This window comes from Hyunsoonleella aquatilis (assembly GCF_014270105.1).
Lineage (GTDB): Bacteria > Bacteroidota > Bacteroidia > Flavobacteriales > Flavobacteriaceae > Jejuia > Jejuia aquatilis.
Genome location: NZ_JACNMF010000004.1, coordinates 1 through 18,430, shown reverse-complemented (window position 1 = coordinate 18,430; position 18,430 = coordinate 1). Strand labels below are relative to the sequence as shown.

Sequence of the window (18,430 nt, the reverse complement as noted above, 5' to 3'; positions counted from 1 at the left end):
ATATTTCTAAAAAAAATTATTTCAATGAAGCATACTTTTATCCAAGGGGAGAGGGACGGCACAATTATTTTTATTCATGGCAACTCGTCCTCTTCTAAGGTTTTTCAGCATATTTTAAATTCAAAAAACATCAGGCACTCCATGTTGGCCGTCGATTTACCGGGACATGGAAGTAGTTTAAATGGATATAATAGAGAAGAGAATTTCTTTATGGGGTCTTACTTAGACCAGCTATCCGACCTTATTCAAAGTATTGATGACGACATTGTATTGGTGGGTAATTCTTTGGGAGGACATATTGCTATTGAACTGGCGCCCCGTATTGCTGACAAGCTTTTGGGCTTGGTGGTTTTTGGAACGCCCCCATTAAAAAAGCCGTTAAATTTTGAAGAAGCCTTTTTACCAGAGCCTGCCTTGCAAACCTTTTTCACAGAAAACCCGCCAGATAATGAGATTCAGGAGGCGGCCAATGTAGCGGTATTTGATGAAGATAAAGCTCCTGTAATATTTACTGATTTTAAAAATGCCCATCCAAAAGTGAGGACAGCTTTAGGTGTTGATGTGGCCAATGGAAGACTTTTAAATGAATATGAAATATTTACAGGTTTACCAGTATCAAAATACATCATTGCCGGGGCGCAGGATCCTACGGTAAATGGAGACTATTTGAATGAGGTGGTGAAGGCTTCAGCTGGACATTGTGAATTGATTGAATTTAGCGATTGCGGGCATTACCCGAGTTTAGAGCGGCCCCTTCAGTTTGAGGCAACGCTTATTAGAATAGCTAATGAGGTGTTTAAATAATCCCTTCCCTAAGGCATTTAGCAATGACTTCTGAAGTATTTTTGCACCCTGATTTTTTTAAGATATTTTTCTTGTGCGTATGAATCGTGTTCGTAGAAATATTAAGCTGAGAGGCTATGCTGTATGTAGAATTTCCTTTTACGATGGCTTTCAATATTCCTAGTTCTCTCTTGGTAAAAGGTATTTTGTTCTCTTCTATTAAGTCAAAACTATCATTGGCTTCGTTATAATGGTAATTCGGTAATCTATCCCCTATAAATGAAACTTTATGGTCAATGGGCAAATCTAGATGGGTTACATCAGTATGTACGCCAATGACCTGTTGCACCTTACCATTTTTAGAAACATTTATCGCCTTGGACTGGTGAAGAATGGTTTTATATGCACCATCTGCAGTCATAAACCGAAATATATATACCGTTTTATACTTAGTAATTTCTTTTACATCAATTTTTCTCATCTTAAAATTGACGGAAGCCCGTTCTTTCCTATGTAAATCGGCTAAATCCTCTGGATGAAAAAGAGTAAAGATTTTTTCCAGTGTAAATTGATTTGGAGGAATACCGAGTACGGTCTGGGTACCCTCACTAACATAATCAATATTATAAGTCGCAAAATTTAGTACATAATAATAAAAATTTCCAGTAGCAAACAACGACGCAATGCTATCAACAATTTCCAATACCAATTTTGAGTCTGCTGGCTCAATATTCTGCATAACCGCACCCCAAACATCAAATACCTTCTTAATATGTGCCTTTCTCATAAATCATTTAGATAATGCCCTCCCGAATGGCTTTCGCAACAAGCTGACTGGTATTGATGGCTCCTGATTTTCTTAGGATATTCCGTTTATGGGTATTCACCGTTAAAAGCGAAATGGATAATTGTTCGCTGATGTGCTGTGCCGTTTTACCTTGGCTTAGCAGTTTCAATATTTCAATTTCACGTTTTGTATAATCCGTTGAATAATGCTCCCGTAGTACATAGTTCCCTTTCGAATATTTAAAGTGTACCGACGGGTATTTTTGGCTTATAAAAGACACCTTATTGTCAAAAGGCGTATTTAAATGGCTAACATCTGTATGTATGCCCAGCACTTTCTGAATTTTACCGTCGTGGGACATCACCAGCACTTTGGTCTGGTGCAATATGGTTTTATAAACACCGCTGGTATGCCTTAGGCGCATCAAATACACCACCTTGTAATCCGGGATGTTTTCCACTGGAATGTCGTTAAATAAAAAATGTGTGGCAATACCCTCCTTTTTATGCATCACCTCCAAATCATCAGGGTGCATAATTTTAAAAAGTTTATCGACACTAAATTCCTCGGGTTGAACGCCCAATACGTCTACAATGCCATCATGCACATAGTCCATGGTAACATCTTCAAAATTAATGATATAGTAGTAAAAAGGACCGGCCGAAAATAGAGAGGCCACTTGGTCAACAACATCGAGAAGAACTTCTTTTTTGTTAGGGTTTAAAATCTTGTTCTCAGTTTCCCAAACGCGGGTTACCTTACGCGCATTTTCATTCATCCTTCGAGAGTAAATAGCTATTAATCAGGTGATTTTTACTTTTTATTTTAGACTGAAGCCACTTGAGTTTACAGTGTTTTCTAGCCCAAAGGGTAAAGTTTGAATCACATTATTGTTAAAGATGTCAAAAAAAAATGACATTGACAATTTTTGGAGGCCTTACATAGAAATTTTTACTTTCTTACACATTTATAGAAGCTTCTTTTTGCAATTTCTCAGCATTTCACCTTGTTTTTGAGGACTACTTAATGCCATTTTCCCAAAAAACTTCAAAAAATACCTAGAATTGGGTATTGACTGATATAAGGCTATCCACTAGTTTTACCAAAGTTATTAATTAGTTCTTAGGGAGAATTCAAAAGTGTCTGTGGTCTTTTGTGGACACAGGCACTTTTTTGCTTCTAGCCAAAACAAAAATGGGGGTATCTTTTGACAACATAAAAGTTCTGTTGCAGTCCATACTGGATGCCGGCGGTAGACCCTGTTCTGAATCCCAACTGGAAAAAACGCTTAATGGTCTGGAAGGGTTAAACGGCGCATCTACATTTTATGGATTACTCACTCCTAAAGAATTAGATTTTAAATTTTTGAATCCTGAGATGGTAGGTCTTTTGGGTTTGGAAAAAGGCGAGACAGGCTATTTCAACTTTGATCAAATTTTAAGTCATGTACATCCTGAGGATTTGGAACACTGGCACATCGCTTTAAAAGAAATGCAGACCTACCATCTTGCCAATACCAAGATGATAAGCGCCCCAAGCATTAGTTATACATGGAATTTAAGGATAGAGGACGCGACCCAAAAGTATATTAACCTGTTTCAAAACATTACGCCTTTAATGCTCCAGGAAGGCCCATCTGCCGCAGTAGTATTGATACAATTTACAGTGTTACCTGTGATGGAGGACTACAGAGTAACCGCATCTATGTCCTACAGCACGGATCAAAACCATTTAAAAACAGTCGGGTTTAATCACTTTAAACAGAAATTATGGTGGGAGCAACTCAGTGATCGGGAGCAGGAAATACTCACCCTGGTGCAACAGCAGGCCACCAGCAAGACCATTGGTCAACAATTGGGCATCAGCCCAAATACAGTCAATACCCACAGGCGCAATATCTTAAAAAAGCTAAATGTCAGTTCCACTGGGGAATTGATTGGCATCCTAAAAGCCAGTAATATGTAATTTATGACCAATGGTTAAGAACAGTCTACAAAATAATTTATAGCGAATATTCGGAAACACTTTTAGAGTTATGTCATCCTGTCCCGAAAGCTTTCGGGATTGTTTAAGGATCTCCATAATCATTTAAGTTTGGCCTTTTTTCAATTTTGGTTCATTCTAAACCAAATTGAACGCCTCAAATACAATTTAGTAAAAAGCTCTCGACTTAAAACTTCAGGTAATTAATCAAAACAAAACCATTCCCTCCGAATAAGGAGTCACGATAGTTATCGGGCTAGGGAGGTGTTTTTAAGGTTTTTACCATACCTCCCCTTAGGGGAGGTCGGAATTGCAGGAGGCAATTCCGGGTGGGGGCTACCATTCAACCTCATTATTAAACCATACATCTAAAACCAGTCACAGACATCCCAAAAACCCCGTCATTAAACGAAAACACAGTCCTAGTACTCACAATAAGTATTGCAAGAAAACACATAAAATGGCAACTTTACCATGCTATTAATTGTAATTATTCGAAAGTCAAAAATGGCCTGACAAAGTAAAACTATGGCGTCGGGCCTTTTTATTGAGGGAAAAAAGAAAGTTTGTCATTCTGAACTTGTTTCAGGATCTAAAACACCCAAGTTAACCAGAAAAAATACCCAAAACTGGGTATTTCACAAACCAACAAAAGGCACTAGCTTTAACAGTACCCTTTTTAGGACCTCTTGTTTTGAATTAATAGCACCACCCACGTCTACCAAATCCCGCCCTTATGGGTATGGTGCAATGCTATTTTATGGTATTGCTAATTGCTATTAACCAAAACCAAACATTATGAGGGATCATTACCTTAAGCATCTCACGACTCTTCTAGTTTTTTTATTTTCTGTTATTTCTTTAAACGCCCAAATTGCTTTTGAGGAAGTTTTACCATCGGTACAGGAAAATTTCCATGACGTTTATAACGGTTCTATCGCATTTGCGGATGTTGATGGGGATAACGATCTAGACGTATTGGTAACCGGGGTAAACAGTACGGGTACGCGCATTGCAGAATTACATATTAATGATGGTTCTGGGGGCTATACGCTTGTTGGGGGAACCCCTTTTGAAGGTGTGCAAAATAGCGATGTAGCCTTTGCAGATGTGGATGGAGACTCAGATCAAGATGTATTGATATCTGGTTTGAATAGTTCTGGGCTAGGAAGCACAAAACTATATGTGAATGACGGGTCAGGCGGGTTTACAGAAGTAGTTGGTACCCCATTTGCAAATGTTCAAAGCGCTTCCATTGCTTTTGCAGATGTCGATGCAGACTCAGACCAAGATGTTTTAATAATGGGTAATGATAACTCAGACCAACGCGTTACAACATTATATACCAATGATGGCTCTGGAGGCTTTACAGAAGTCACTGCATCCTTTGATAGCGTTAGAAATGGAGAATTAGCCTTTGCCGATATAGATGGCGATACAGACCAAGATGTTTTTATTACCGGTATAAATAGTTCAAATCAACCGACTTCAAAATTATATACCAATAATGGTTCAGGAGTTTATACCGAGGTGACGGGCACACCATTTGATGCTGTACAAGACAGTTCTATAGCTTTTGCAGATGTAGATGGCGATAACGATCAAGATATTTTGTTAACAGGCATAAACAGTTCAAGTTCCCGAATTTCAAAATTATACACCAATAATGGCTCGGGGAGCTTTACAGAAGTTGTAGGCACACCCTTTGAAGGGCTTGTTGGTGGCCTAACAGTCTTCGCAGATATAGATGGCGATAACGACCAAGATGTTGTCATAAACGGCTACGGCGTATCAAACCAATATATAACAAAACTATACGCAAATAATGGCTCTGGAGTCTATACCGAAGTAGTTAGCACCCCATTTGTAGCAACACAAAGTACGGCCATAGCATTTGCTGATATAGATGATGATAACGATTTAGATGTATTGATTTCAGGTAGGGATAGCGCTAACCAATATATAACAACTTTATATATTAATGATGGGGCTGGTGGTTATGTAGTAGCAAGTGAATTTTTGTTTGAAGATGTTAATAACGGCTCTATCGCATTTGCTGATATTGATGGGGATAATGATCAGGATGTCTTAATAACAGGGTATAATGGTTCGACTGGTGTTTCAAAATTATATGCTAATAATGGTTCTGGGGTATTTACAGAGGTTGTTGGCACCCCTTTTGAAAGTGTTTATGCTAGTTCGGTAGCTTTTGCTGATGTCGATGGGGATAATGACCAAGATGTCCTAATTACAGGATATGCTGGTATTGGTTCAGGTAGAATTTCAAAATTATATACCAATAATGGTTCAGGAGTTTATACCGAGGTTACGGGTACACCATTTGATGCTGTACAAGACAGTTCTATAGCTTTTGCCGATATAGATGGCGATAACGATCAAGATATTTTGTTAACGGGCTTAAACGGCTCGGGCTCCCGAATTTCAAAATTATATACCAATAATGGTTTTGGGGTATTTTCTGAGGTTGTTGGCACCCCTTTTGTTGATGTTCAATTTAGTTCAGTAGCTTTTGCAGATATAGATGGCGATAACGACCAAGATGTCCTAATTACAGGATATACTGGTATTGTTTCACGTGGAATTTCAATATTATATACCAATAATGGTTCAGGAGTTTATACTGGGGTTACGGGTACGCCATTTGATGCCGTACATCAAGGTTCTATAGCTTTTGCAGATGTAGATGGCGATAACGACCAAGATATTTTATTAACGGGCTTAAACGGCTCGGGCTCCCGAATTTCAAAATTATATACCAATAATGGTTTTGGGGTATTTTCTGAGGTTGTTGGCACCCCTTTTGAAGTTGTTTATAGAAGTTCAGTAGCTTTTGCTGATATAGATGGGGATAATGATCAGGATATCTTAATAACAGGAAATAATGGTTCTGGTGGAATTTCAAAATTATATACCAATAATGGTTCTGGGGTATTTACAGAGATTATTGGCACCCCTTTCGAAGGTGTTCAAAGTAGTTCAATTGCCTTTGCTGATATAGATGGGGATAATGATCAGGATGTCTTAATAACAGGATATAATAATGGTTTTACTGGGGTTTCAAAATTATATTTTAATAACACCATACCAATCACCCCAGACCAAGCTACCCTACCAGACATCACAGCACAATGCGAGTCTACCCCAACCGCCCCAACGGCTAACAGTGGCACCATTACCGCAACACCAGATGTTGCCTTTCCTATTGCCACACAAGGCACAACCGTGGTCACTTGGGATTATGGCGGGGGTGCTACCCAAACCCAAAATGTAATTATTGATGATACTACGGCGCCAAGCTTAACTTGTGATCCCGTGATGGCCGATGCTGATTCTGGGGCTTGTGAGGCTACTCTAACCATTAATCCACCTATTGTAACAGATAATTGCAATTATGGCAACGCGCTTGATTTTGATGGTGTGGATGACTCAGTAACTATGTCTCCTACTGGTATGGCAAACACTATAGAGTTTTGGATGCATACTGATATTCCTATTGATGGAAATACGCAAACCATGTTGATATCGTCCTTTAATAACTCCAATGCTAATTACATAATAGCAAATAATTTCTCTAGTAGTTTTACTGGGGAAACCATAAGTTTAAACGTTGGATTTAGTGGCAGTATAAGGACGAACGTGCCTTTAAGTTCAGGTTGGAATCATATAGCAATTACGAGCAATGGGTCTATGTATTCAAAAATATATTTGAATGGGGTAGAGGCCGCTTCTACAATTTTTGGAACCCCGAGCGTATTCAATCTGTCAACCATGATGATGGGTATTGCGCCTTCCCAAACTGCTTTTTATGATGGTAAACTGGACGAATTTAGGGTATGGGATTATTCAAGATCTCAAGAGGGTATTCAAGCCCAAATGAATAATGAAATTACAGTTCAACCAGGTTTGATTGCTTATTATAATTTTAATGAAGGTACAGCGCTTCAGGATAATTCAACAGAAACAATTATATCAGATGCTTCAGTTAATGGTGCGGATGGAACCCTGAATAATTTTGCACTTGTAGGTTGCGAATCTAATTTTGTAGCTGGATTTAATGGTATTACTGTCACCAATGATATAACAGGAACTTGTGATGCTTCAGGAACCTATCCCGTGGGTGATACCGACATCATTTGGACAGCCACAGATGCTAACGGAAATACCAATACTTGTACGCAAACGGTGACGGTTGAGGATACCGAAAATCCAATTGTCAGTGTTCAAAACATCGGCGTTACCCTTGATGCGAGTGGGCAAGCCAACATAACGCCTCAAAGCATTGATAACGGTAGTACAGATAATTGTGGTGTGGCTTCCTTGATTTTAGATAAATCTTCGTTTGATTGTAATGATATAGATACGGGTGAAAATAATTATGCCTTAGATTTTGATGGGGCGGATGATTATGTTGTTGCACCACATAATGTAAGTACTACTTTAAATTCATTTACCGTGGAAGCTTGGATAAGCACAACTCAAAGTAGTCCATATGCGCGTATTATAACGAAGCCAGTAAATGGTGGACAAAACTATAGCCTTTTATTAAACAACGGTAAACCGCACATCCGTTATGATGAGGCCGCAGGAACCGGGAAACATGTTGAAGGAACTGTATCAATAAATGATGGACAATGGCATCATTTAGCTGGGGTGTATTATTCTATAACAAATACACTTGAGTTATTTGTAGATGGTATTTCTGTTGGTACCACGATTACTTCAGGAACACCTGTAACTGGAAATGAAGGTCTGTTTATTGGACGTTTTAGTAGTCTTTATGATGGATACTTTAACGGGAAAATAGATGAAGTTAGGGTTTGGAATGTAAATAGGTCTGATTCGCAGATAAACGAATTCATGAATAAGTCGCTTGTTGGGGACGAATTAGGTTTGGTAGCTTATTTTGATTTCAATGAGGGAACAAGTACTGTTGCTAATGATAAATCAGATAACGCAAATAATGGAACTTTAACTAATATGGACGAAGCCACTGATTGGGCTTCGGACGCACCAAATATTATTAATGGTATTCCTGTAGTATTAACTGTAACAGATGTTAACGGCAATCAATCTACAGCAACAGCCAGCGTTACAGTAGTTGAGCCTGCCGACGCCGATGGCGATGGGTATAAAATATGCGATGGTGATTGCGATGATACTAACGCAAACGTATACCCTGGAGCTCAGGAGGTAAGCGATGGACTGGATAATGATTGTAACGGGCAAATTGATGATAATACTTGTGAGTTGATCGGGGTTAGTGTTACCACTACGAATGCCACTTGTGCCGACACTGAAGATGGTGGTGCTCAAATTGAAATCACCTTTTATGGAGCACCGGTGGCAATCGAAGGCAACTTAGGAGGCCCCGACTGGTTCCCTTTGGGGACGCCAACGAGTAATCCTTTTGTATTGCCTGTTAATGTGATGGCAGGCACATATACCGTCACAGTACGCGAAGCTAATAACAATTCCTGTGAAGAAAGCTTTGAGTTTACGGTTGGCGTCAACAGCAACCCGCCAGATATGGATGGGGATGGCTACACAGTTTGTGATGGCGATTGTGATGATAATGATGCGGCAATTAATCCGGGAGCGGCTGAAGTCTGCGATGGAGTAGACAACAATTGTGACGGTAGTATAGATGAATCTGGCGGACAACTGTGGTACGTGGACAATGATGGTGATGGCTTTGGTGATGCCAATGATGCGGGAGTACTAAGCTGTTTTCAACTACCAGGCACAAGTGATAATAATTCGGATTGTGATGATTCATTGGACAATGTATATCCAGGAGCTCAAGAAGTATGTGATGGGATCGACAATAATTGCGACGGCAATGGCAGTATTGATGAAGGCTTTGATATGGATCAAGATGGTTTTACTACTTGTGCAGGTGATTGTGATGATACTGATGATACGGTTTTTCCGGGTTCTCGAGAAATCAATTGTGACGGGGTGGATAATGATTGTAATCCCTCCACACCGGATAACCAAAACCCTGCGGTAGTTGATGTATCAGTCACTACCGAGGTTGGGATTGGCCCAGTGATGTCCTTGGATTTTAGCACGGATTTTATCAATGGTACGGATTTCGACTTTAATGCCATTGGTACGGGCGTAAGCGATCCCGGAGGTATGATTTGGCAATTCTCCAATATGGATCCTTCAACGTATGGAGGCCTATGGTGGAATTTCTTCGAAATCAAAAACCCAAGACATTCCAGCCAACCAGAAACTGGATTTATGCAGTTTACCAATTATAACCCTGCAACGGGTATTGCGGTTTGGACATCTACGGCACCAATGACTTGGACCACACCCGGATTTCCACAACAGTCGGTCAATACCCAATTCCGCATGCAATTACAGCCTTTGGGAGCTACTGGCGCAAGTCCGTTAGCACCTGGTGCATTAGGAAATACGGTGGCCAATACCGTATTCGCTAGTGATATTAGTATGAACACCGTGCCTTCCAGTTTCCCAGTAATGGATGTTAAAGCCCAAGGGGATTTTCAAGCATGGTTTGCTTTTGAAGTAGCTGGAACCAATCAACCTTTGGCTACTTTTTATGATAATGCCAATACGCCACCGAATTCAGAATTTAGGACATCGGTAAGCTCACGTTTCAGTAAGGCCGATCCAAAATGTGTCAATCCCGGTTCCGTACTTGCGATGAGTGCCACGGCCGATGCCAGTAATCCGGCACCGTTTGTATATACCTATAATGGAGTATCCAATACCACAGGAATTTTCCCAAGTATTGGGGCAGGTACGTACAATTGGAGCGTTACGGCAAGCGATGGCTGTTTAACGGAAGGGATGCATACAGTAAATCCACCCAATACCAATAATACAACCCCAATTCCTGATGTAGCTAATTTGCCGGATATTACGGCGGAGTGTGAGGTGACGTCTTTGACACCTCCGACGGCTACTGGAGAATGTGGAAATTCAGTAACGGGAAGCCATGATGCAACCTTGCCTATCACCACACAGGGCACCACTGTGGTAACTTGGACTTATGATGCTGGTAACGGATATACTGCTACCCAAACGCAAAATGTGGTGATTGGTCCTTCTTTTAATTTATGGGGAATGACGAGAAGTGGCGGAATTACAGCCAATGCTGGGGGGATATTTGAATATGATATAGAAACTGAAATCTTAACGCATCACTACTATTTTGATTCGGCTAATAATAATGGGTTTAATCCGCAAGAAGATTTGCTTCCAGCCTCCAATGGTAAATTATATGGAACAACAGATGCAGGAGGAGCAAATAATCTTGGAACATTGTTTGAATTTGATCCAATAAGTCATCTTTTTACTAAAAAGATAGATTTTGATGGTACAAATGGAAGTAATGCGAATGGCAGTTTAATACAACTGGCAGATGGGAAAATATATGGGACGACGCGAGGTGGAGGAAACTTAAATAAAGGGGTAATATTTGTTTACGATCCGGTAACAAATATCCTTACAAAGTTATTCGATTTTGGTGGTCTGAATGGAGAATTACCCTTTGGTAATTTTGTTCACTACAGAAATGGGGTTTTGTTAGGCCTTGCTTTTAATGGAGGTTCGCAAGGTATGGGAGTTTTGTTCCGTTTTGATACGAATAATAATAGTTATACAAAATTAATCGATTTTACAGGTACAAATGGTGCTTATCCAAGAGGTAGTCTTATAAAAGCAAATAATGGTAAGTTTTATGGAACAACTCAAGGAGGAGGACTGAATAATAAAGGAACTATTTTTGAATTTGACCCCATGTCGGGTTTTACGAAAAAAGCTGATTTTGATGGAACAAATACGGGATCTGACCCATGGGGTGACTTAATTCAGGCACCAAACGGCAAGTTTTATGGAACGAATCTTCTTGGAGGCGCAAATAATAAGGGGGTGATTTATGTATATGATGGGGTTTCCGCAATAGGCAAGCTTATCGATTTTAATGGAATTAATGGTGAATCACCCAGAGGTAATTTAGTAGCTATAGACAATAGAACAATATTGGGTATGACCTTGTCCGGTGGGACAAGTAGCATGGGGAATTTGTTCGAGTTAGATTTAACCACGAATACATTAACAAATAAAGTAAACTTCGCTGGAGGAGCAACAGGAGCAATTCCAATATCTGGCTTAATTAAAGTGAACTCTGCTCCTGAAATCATACTTGATTTGGCTCAATTACCTGATGTCGAATCAGAGTGTGAGGTAACGGCTTTGACCCCTCCTACTGCTACAGGCAATTGCGGAGAAATAATTACTATAACACATGATGCTGATTTACCGATTACTAGCCAAGGAACAACGGTTGTAACTTGGACTTATGATGATGGAAATGGCAATACAGCCACCCAAACCCAAAATGTGGTTATTGCCGATGTAACACCTCCAACAATTAATTGTGGAAGTCCTGTTATGCTTTCAGTGGATTCTGGGCAGTGTTCTGCCACTATTTTTGATGATTCCTATGATATTATAGGTACAGACAATTGCGATGGGGCTACTACTGTAAATGATTATACATCTACTTCGACCTTAAACGGTGCCACATTCAATCTAGGTGAAACTTTAGTCGAATGGACGGTTACAGATGCAGTCGGAAACACTGTATCTTGTACTCAATCCATTACAGTTGAAGATGACGAAGCACCTTTGGCGTCGTGTCAAGATATCGCGGTACAGTTGGATGCCAATGGCGAGGCAACGATTACTCCTGAAGATATCGATAACGGATCATCGGATAATTGTGGCATACAGTTAATTACGATTGATATTAATGCTTTTGATTGTAACGATTCGGGTACAATAGCTCCTGTAACACTAACAGTTAAGGATGACGCTGGTAATGAAACTACATGCACGGCTAACGTAACGGTAAGTCCACCTGCTGATCAGGACGGTGATGGCTTCACAATTTGTGATGGCGATTGTAATGATAACGACCCATTGATTAATCCTACCACCGTCTGGTATGCCGATGTGGACGGTGATGGGTATGGCGATCCAAATACAAGTGAGGTAGCATGTGTACCGACACTAACCAATGCTACAAGTGACAATTCAGATTGTAATGATACGGACGCGAGCATCAACCCAAGTGCAACGGAGATCTGCGACGGCATCGATAACAACTGTGACGGGAATATAGACGAGGGCGTTACCACGACCTATTACGCGGATGCCGACGGGGATAGCTATGGTGACCCGAACACCAGCATGGAAGCCTGTTCCTTGCCTGCGGGCTATGTTTTAGACAATACGGACTGTGACGATACGAATGCTTCAGTAAACCCAGTGGCACAGGAGGTCTGCGACGGCATCGACAACGACTGTGATGGCCTTATAGACGATAACGATGATTCAGTAACTGGTCAAAGCGTTTGGTATGCGGATACTGATGGGGATTCCTATGGGGACCCTAACAGCAGTACCTTGAGCTGTATCCAACCGTTGGGCTTTGTTGCTGATAATTCAGATTGTGACGATACGGATATTAATATTTTTGCAGTACTCGATGATCCAATTATTTCGGGAGAAACTACAATTTGTGACGGAGATACAGCATCACTCATGGCAACAAACACTGGAGGGACCACTAGTTGGTATAGCGACTCTGGTGGGACTGCTTTGATTTCAACTGGCACAAGTTTTGTCACTCCAGCGTTAACCGCTGACACCACATACTATGTTAGAGAAGTGGCAGGTGGTACTTGTTCCTCGAACCTTGTTTCAATAACAGTACAGGTTAATCCTTTACCAGTAGTTACTTTCACTGCGCCTGATGATATTTGTATTAATGCGGATTTACTAACTGGATTAGGTGGTGGTTTGCCAACTGGTGGAGTCTATTCAGGGCCAGGTGTAACTGATGATGGTAATGGTATGACCTATACTTTTGATCCTGCAGTTGCGGGGGCGGGAACAGCTTCGATAAGCTATACAATTGGAAACTCTCTGTATTTGGTGCTAAGAAATACATCCTCTGGTATATCTAACGCACTATTTAAATATAGCGATAATTATATTACCCAAGTTGCACTACCTAGCGACTATATTATGGAGGAGCATACAGATATCAAAGTTTTTAATAATGAACTTTATGTTGTACTAAGAAATTCCAGCAGTAATGGGGTATTATTTAAGTTCGATGGAACGGCTTTTACTCAGGTCACATTACCTGTCGGCCTTAGAGTATCCCGTTATTTTGACTTTGAAATGTACAATGGAGAATTTTATATGGTACTAGAAGATAATTCTGGAGACTATTTTTATAAATATGATGGTTCCACATTTACACAGATTCCATTACCTGGAAGTTTAAAAAATGGAGGAGGAAGTCGTTTCGTGAAATATAATAGTCAGATATTTAATAATGAGTTGTTTCTTGTGTTAGAGGATGGGTCAAACGGAATATATGGAGCATTATATAAGTATAATGGTTCGTCATTCACCGAGATAATGTTGCCATCCGGGTTGAGAATGGCGCCCAGGGATCATGAAATGGAAGTTTTTGGTGGAGAGCTATTTGTTGTATTAGAAGATGGGAGTAATGGAATTTATGGAGCACTTTATAAATATGATGGCACATCATTCACTCAGATCACTTTGCCCAGTGGTATGAGAATGGGTGACTATTATCCTTCTGAACAAGACAACGGAGAACTTTTTGTGGTATTGGAAGATGGTAGTAATGGAATTTATGGGGCGCTTTATAAATACGACGGTTCTGCATTTTCATCAATTACCTTACCCTCTGGTTTCAGAATGGCAAATAACTACGATATGGCGGTTGTTGAAAATGACCTAATTGTAATATTGGAAAACGGATTGGGTGGAATTTATGGTTCTCCTTACAAATATGATGGAACAGCTTTAACGAATATAAGTTTGCCCTCAGGGTTTAGGGTTCAAAGAGATTTTAAAATGCAATATTTTGGAACTAGTTGTTTCAATTTTGTCAATGATGAAATTGAAGTATTTGACTCTCCAACCATAACAGCGACTGCCTCGGCTACCGAAATCTGTGAAGGTGAAAGTGTAACCTTGACAAGTGATGGTGCTATAAGTTATATTTGGGATAATAACGTGACGGATGGGCAAGCCTTTGTGCCAACAGAAACTACCACTTATACGGTAATAGGCACTGATGCTAATGGTTGTGAAAATACGGCAGAAGTTACAATAACGGTAAACCCGCTTCCAGCACCAGTCATTTCAGGCCCCACCGATTATTGTATTGAAGCAGGTGTCACCCTTGATGCAGGCCCTGGTTTTGCTTCTTATCTATGGTCACCCGGGGGAGAGACTACGCAAACCATTTCGGCACTAGAGGGCTCTTACACAGTAACGGTCACTAATGATTTTGGTTGTAGTGCCACTTCCGATAGTTTTGACGTCATCGATAGTGATAGCGAGGCTCCTATTTTGGAGTCAGTAACCCCGGATACAGGTGCATATTGCCTTTTGGGCAATTCCTTTGTTTGGACGGTTGATGCTTCGGACGAAAATCTGTTCTCACTAGAGGTAGACCACAGTCTGGAAGGTACGGTGCCTGAGTTCACAGTTTATGCGAGCGCATCGGATCCTTACGGAGGCAACGAAGCCGATTTTACTGCTTTAGGAGCAGTCGTTACTTACGACGACGTATTGCAACAGTGGACCATTGATTTTGGTGAAACCGTAACCGATCTGTTTATTGCTAATGGAGGCATTACATTGTATGCTGTACTTAAAGATTGTGCAGGTAATGAGTTGGGCTCAATGTCTCCAACTACGCCGGAAAATACCTTTGCTTATACATTTGATAACGATAATGAGGCTCCGGTTCTTGAGGCGGTAACCCCAGATACAGGTGCATATTGCCTGTTGGGCAATTCCTTTGTCTGGACAGTTGATGCTTCGGATGCAAACTTGTATTCGCTTGAGATAGACCATAGTCTGGAGGGAACCCTTCCAGAGTTTACGGTTTATGCGAGCTCATCGGATCCTTACGGAGGAAACGAGGCTGACTTCACCGCATTAGGAGCACTTGTAACTTATGATGAGGTATTGCAACAGTGGACTATTGATTTTGGGGAAACTGTTACCGATCTGTTTATAGCAAATGGTGGTATTACATTGTATGCGGTGCTTAAAGATTGTGCGGGCAATGAGTTGGGCTCAATGTCTCCAACTACACCTGAAAATACCTTTGTCTATACATTTGATAACGACAATGAAGCTCCGCTTCTGGAGGCCGTAACTCCAAATACAGGGATTAATTGTCTAGCGGACAACAACTTTATTTGGACGGTTGATGCCTCGGATGCAAACTTGTATTCATTGGAGGTGGACCATAGTCTGGAAGGAACCATTCCGGAGTTTACCGTTTATGCAAGCGCATCGGATCCTTATGGAGGCAACGAGGCTGACTTTACCGCATTAGGAGCACTTGTTACATACGATGACGTATTGCAACAGTGGACCATTGATTTTGGGGAAACTGTAACGGATCTATTCAAAACAAATGGAGGTATCACATTATATGCTGTACTTAAGGATTGTGCTGGCAATGAGCTAGGCTCAATGTCTCCCGCCACACCTGAAAATACGTTCACTTATACATTCCCTGTACCGCCAATTGTTGAGATTTCTGGGTCAAGCGAATATTGCGAAGGTGCTGGAGGCGTAACCCTAGACGCAGGTGCAGGATTTGGATCCTATCTCTGGTCTCCTGGAGGTCAGACCACACAGACAATTTCGGGAGCTTTAGCAGGAGTCTATTCGGTTACTGTAACAGATGCTGTTAGTGGATGTAGTGCTACATCCTCTGAATTCACTGTTATTGAGAATGCTTTACCGTTTGTAAGCTTTACAGCACCAGCAGACCTTTGTTTAACTGATGGCGTACAGGTTAGCCTTGGTGGTGGCTCACCGATGGGAGGTACGTATTCAGGGGCAGGTGTGACGGATGATGGTAATGGGGAGACCTATAGTTTTGACCCAGTCGCGGCAGGAGAGGGCACACATAATATAACATATACTTATGAGGATTCAAATGGATGTACCAACCTAGCTACTGATGATATAGAGGTCATAGATTGTTTTATCTGTCCTCAATTTACAGGGTTGGGCTCGCCAACGAATATATTCACTTATTGTGAGGGTCAACAAGACCCGTTTAATTCGTTCTTTATAGATTCGGATGTTGTGGATGTGGAGTTCCGTTTGTTTACCAACCCAACAACTGATCCTTATACAGGTGGTACCGTATTAGGAACTCCAATAACACCAATCCTTTCTCCATTAAGAGCAAAAGTTGAATTAGATGGGATTGGACCGGGTACCTATTATGTATATGCCATTCTGGATGAAGATGACCCAGACCTAACGGATCCACTGTGTAGACCTTTTGAATTCTTTGAATTAAGAGTAAGACCTTTAATGACCTGGTATGCTGATACTGACGGTGATTCCTATGGCGACCCTAACAACAGTATAGAGGATTGTGATCAGCCTTCTGGCTTTGTTGCTGATTCGTCCGACTGCGATGACACGGACGCATCCGTGAATACGCCACAATTGTATTACGTTGATTTTGACGGTGACGGCTACGGCTCCACTGCGGAAGAGTTTATCTGTTCCTCAACGCCACCAGCGGGCTATGCCGATAACAACACGGACTGTAACGATACTGATGCTTCGGTCAACACCGAGCAACTGTACTATGTAGACTTCGACGGCGACGGTTTCGGTTCCACAGCCGAGGAGTTCATCTGTTCCTCGACCGCACCGGCGGGCTATGCTGACAATAATACGGACTGTAACGACACGGACGCATCCGTGAATACGCCACAATTGTATTACGTTGATTTTGACGGTGACGGCTACGGCTCCACTGCGGAAGAGTTTATCTGTTCCTCAACGCCACCAGCGGGCTATGCCGATAACAATACGGACTGTGACGACACGGATGCATCCGTGAATACCCCACAGTTGTACTACGTTGATTTTGATGGTGACGGTTTCGGTTCCACGGCCGAGGAGTTTATCTGTTCCTCGACCGCACCGGCGGGCTACGCGGACAATAATACGGACTGTGACGACACGGACGCATCCGTGAATACCCCGCAATTGTACTACGTTGATTTTGATGGTGACGGTTTCGGTTCCACCGCCGAGGAGTTTATCTGTTCCTCGAACGTACCGGCGGGCTACGCGGACAATAATACGGACTGTGACGACACGGACGCGTCAGTTAACACCCCGCAATTGTATTACGTTGATTTTGACGGCGATGGTTTCGGTTCCACCGCCGAGGAGTTTATTTGTTCCTCGACAGCACCGGCAGGCTATGCGGACAATAATACGGACTGTGACGACACGGATGCATCCGTGAATACCCCGCAATTGTATTACGTTGATTTTGATGGCGATGGTTTCGGTTCCACCGCCGAGGAGTTTATTTGTTCCTCGACAGCACCGGCAGGCTATGCTGACAACAATACGGACTGTGACGACAATGACGCATCCGTGAATACGCCACAATTGTATTATGTTGATTTTGATGGTGACGGTTTCGGTTCCACAGCCGAGGAGTTCATCTGTTCCTCGACCGTACCGGCGGGCTACGCGGACAATAATACGGACTGTGACGACACGGACGCGTCAGTTAACACCCCGCAATTGTACTACGTTGATTTTGACGGCGATGGTTTCGGTTCCACCGCCGAGGAGTTTATCTGTTCCTCGACAGCACCGGCAGGCTATGCGGACAATAATACGGACTGTGACGACACGGATGCATCCGTGAATACCCCGCAATTGTATTACGTTGATTTTGATGGCGATGGTTTCGGTTCCACC

General features: G+C 41.6%; 5 protein-coding genes. 3 read left to right on the top strand and 2 right to left on the bottom strand.

All coding sequences use genetic code 11. The annotated features are described in order from the left end of the window. The first annotated feature begins 24 nt into the window (after positions 1-24). Positions 25-804, top strand: coding sequence for an alpha/beta fold hydrolase (locus H7U19_RS11840; protein WP_186562656.1), 780 nt, complete (start codon positions 25-27; stop codon positions 802-804). On the opposite strand, the gene H7U19_RS11835 is transcribed toward H7U19_RS11840, so the two are convergent. Together H7U19_RS11835 and H7U19_RS11830 are read right to left on the bottom strand one after the other, a co-directional pair. Then, positions 797-1,570, bottom strand: a complete 774-nt coding sequence (locus H7U19_RS11835; protein WP_186562654.1) for a LuxR C-terminal-related transcriptional regulator — start codon at positions 1,568-1,570, stop codon at positions 797-799. The genes H7U19_RS11840 and H7U19_RS11835 overlap by 8 nt on opposite strands. A 7-nt stretch (positions 1,571-1,577) precedes the next feature. Beyond that, the gene (locus H7U19_RS11830; RefSeq protein ID WP_186562652.1) at positions 1,578-2,348 is read right to left on the bottom strand and encodes a LuxR C-terminal-related transcriptional regulator; all 771 of its coding nucleotides are present in this window, start codon (positions 2,346-2,348) and stop codon (positions 1,578-1,580) included. A gap of 416 nt (positions 2,349-2,764) precedes the next feature. On the opposite strand from H7U19_RS11830, the gene H7U19_RS11825 reads away from it, so the two are divergent. Next, the gene (locus H7U19_RS11825) at positions 2,765-3,535 is read left to right on the top strand and encodes a helix-turn-helix domain-containing protein (RefSeq protein WP_186562650.1); all 771 of its coding nucleotides are present in this window, start codon (positions 2,765-2,767) and stop codon (positions 3,533-3,535) included. Between the two features lie 816 nt (positions 3,536-4,351). Further along, the coding region (locus tag H7U19_RS11820; RefSeq protein ID WP_186562648.1) for a choice-of-anchor tandem repeat GloVer-containing protein at positions 4,352-18,430 on the top strand (14,079 nt) is incomplete at its 3' end.

Bases quoted from the DNA above. Each gene is read 5' to 3' on its own strand.
- H7U19_RS11840 (WP_186562656.1), top strand. From the start codon at position 25: ATGAAGCATACTTTTATCCAAGGGGAGAGGGACGGCACAATTATTTTT.
- H7U19_RS11835 (WP_186562654.1), bottom strand. From the start codon at position 1,570: ATGAGAAAGGCACATATTAAGAAGGTATTTGATGTTTGGGGTGCGGTT.
- H7U19_RS11830 (WP_186562652.1), bottom strand. From the start codon at position 2,348: ATGAATGAAAATGCGCGTAAGGTAACCCGCGTTTGGGAAACTGAGAAC.
- H7U19_RS11825 (WP_186562650.1), top strand. From the start codon at position 2,765: ATGGGGGTATCTTTTGACAACATAAAAGTTCTGTTGCAGTCCATACTG.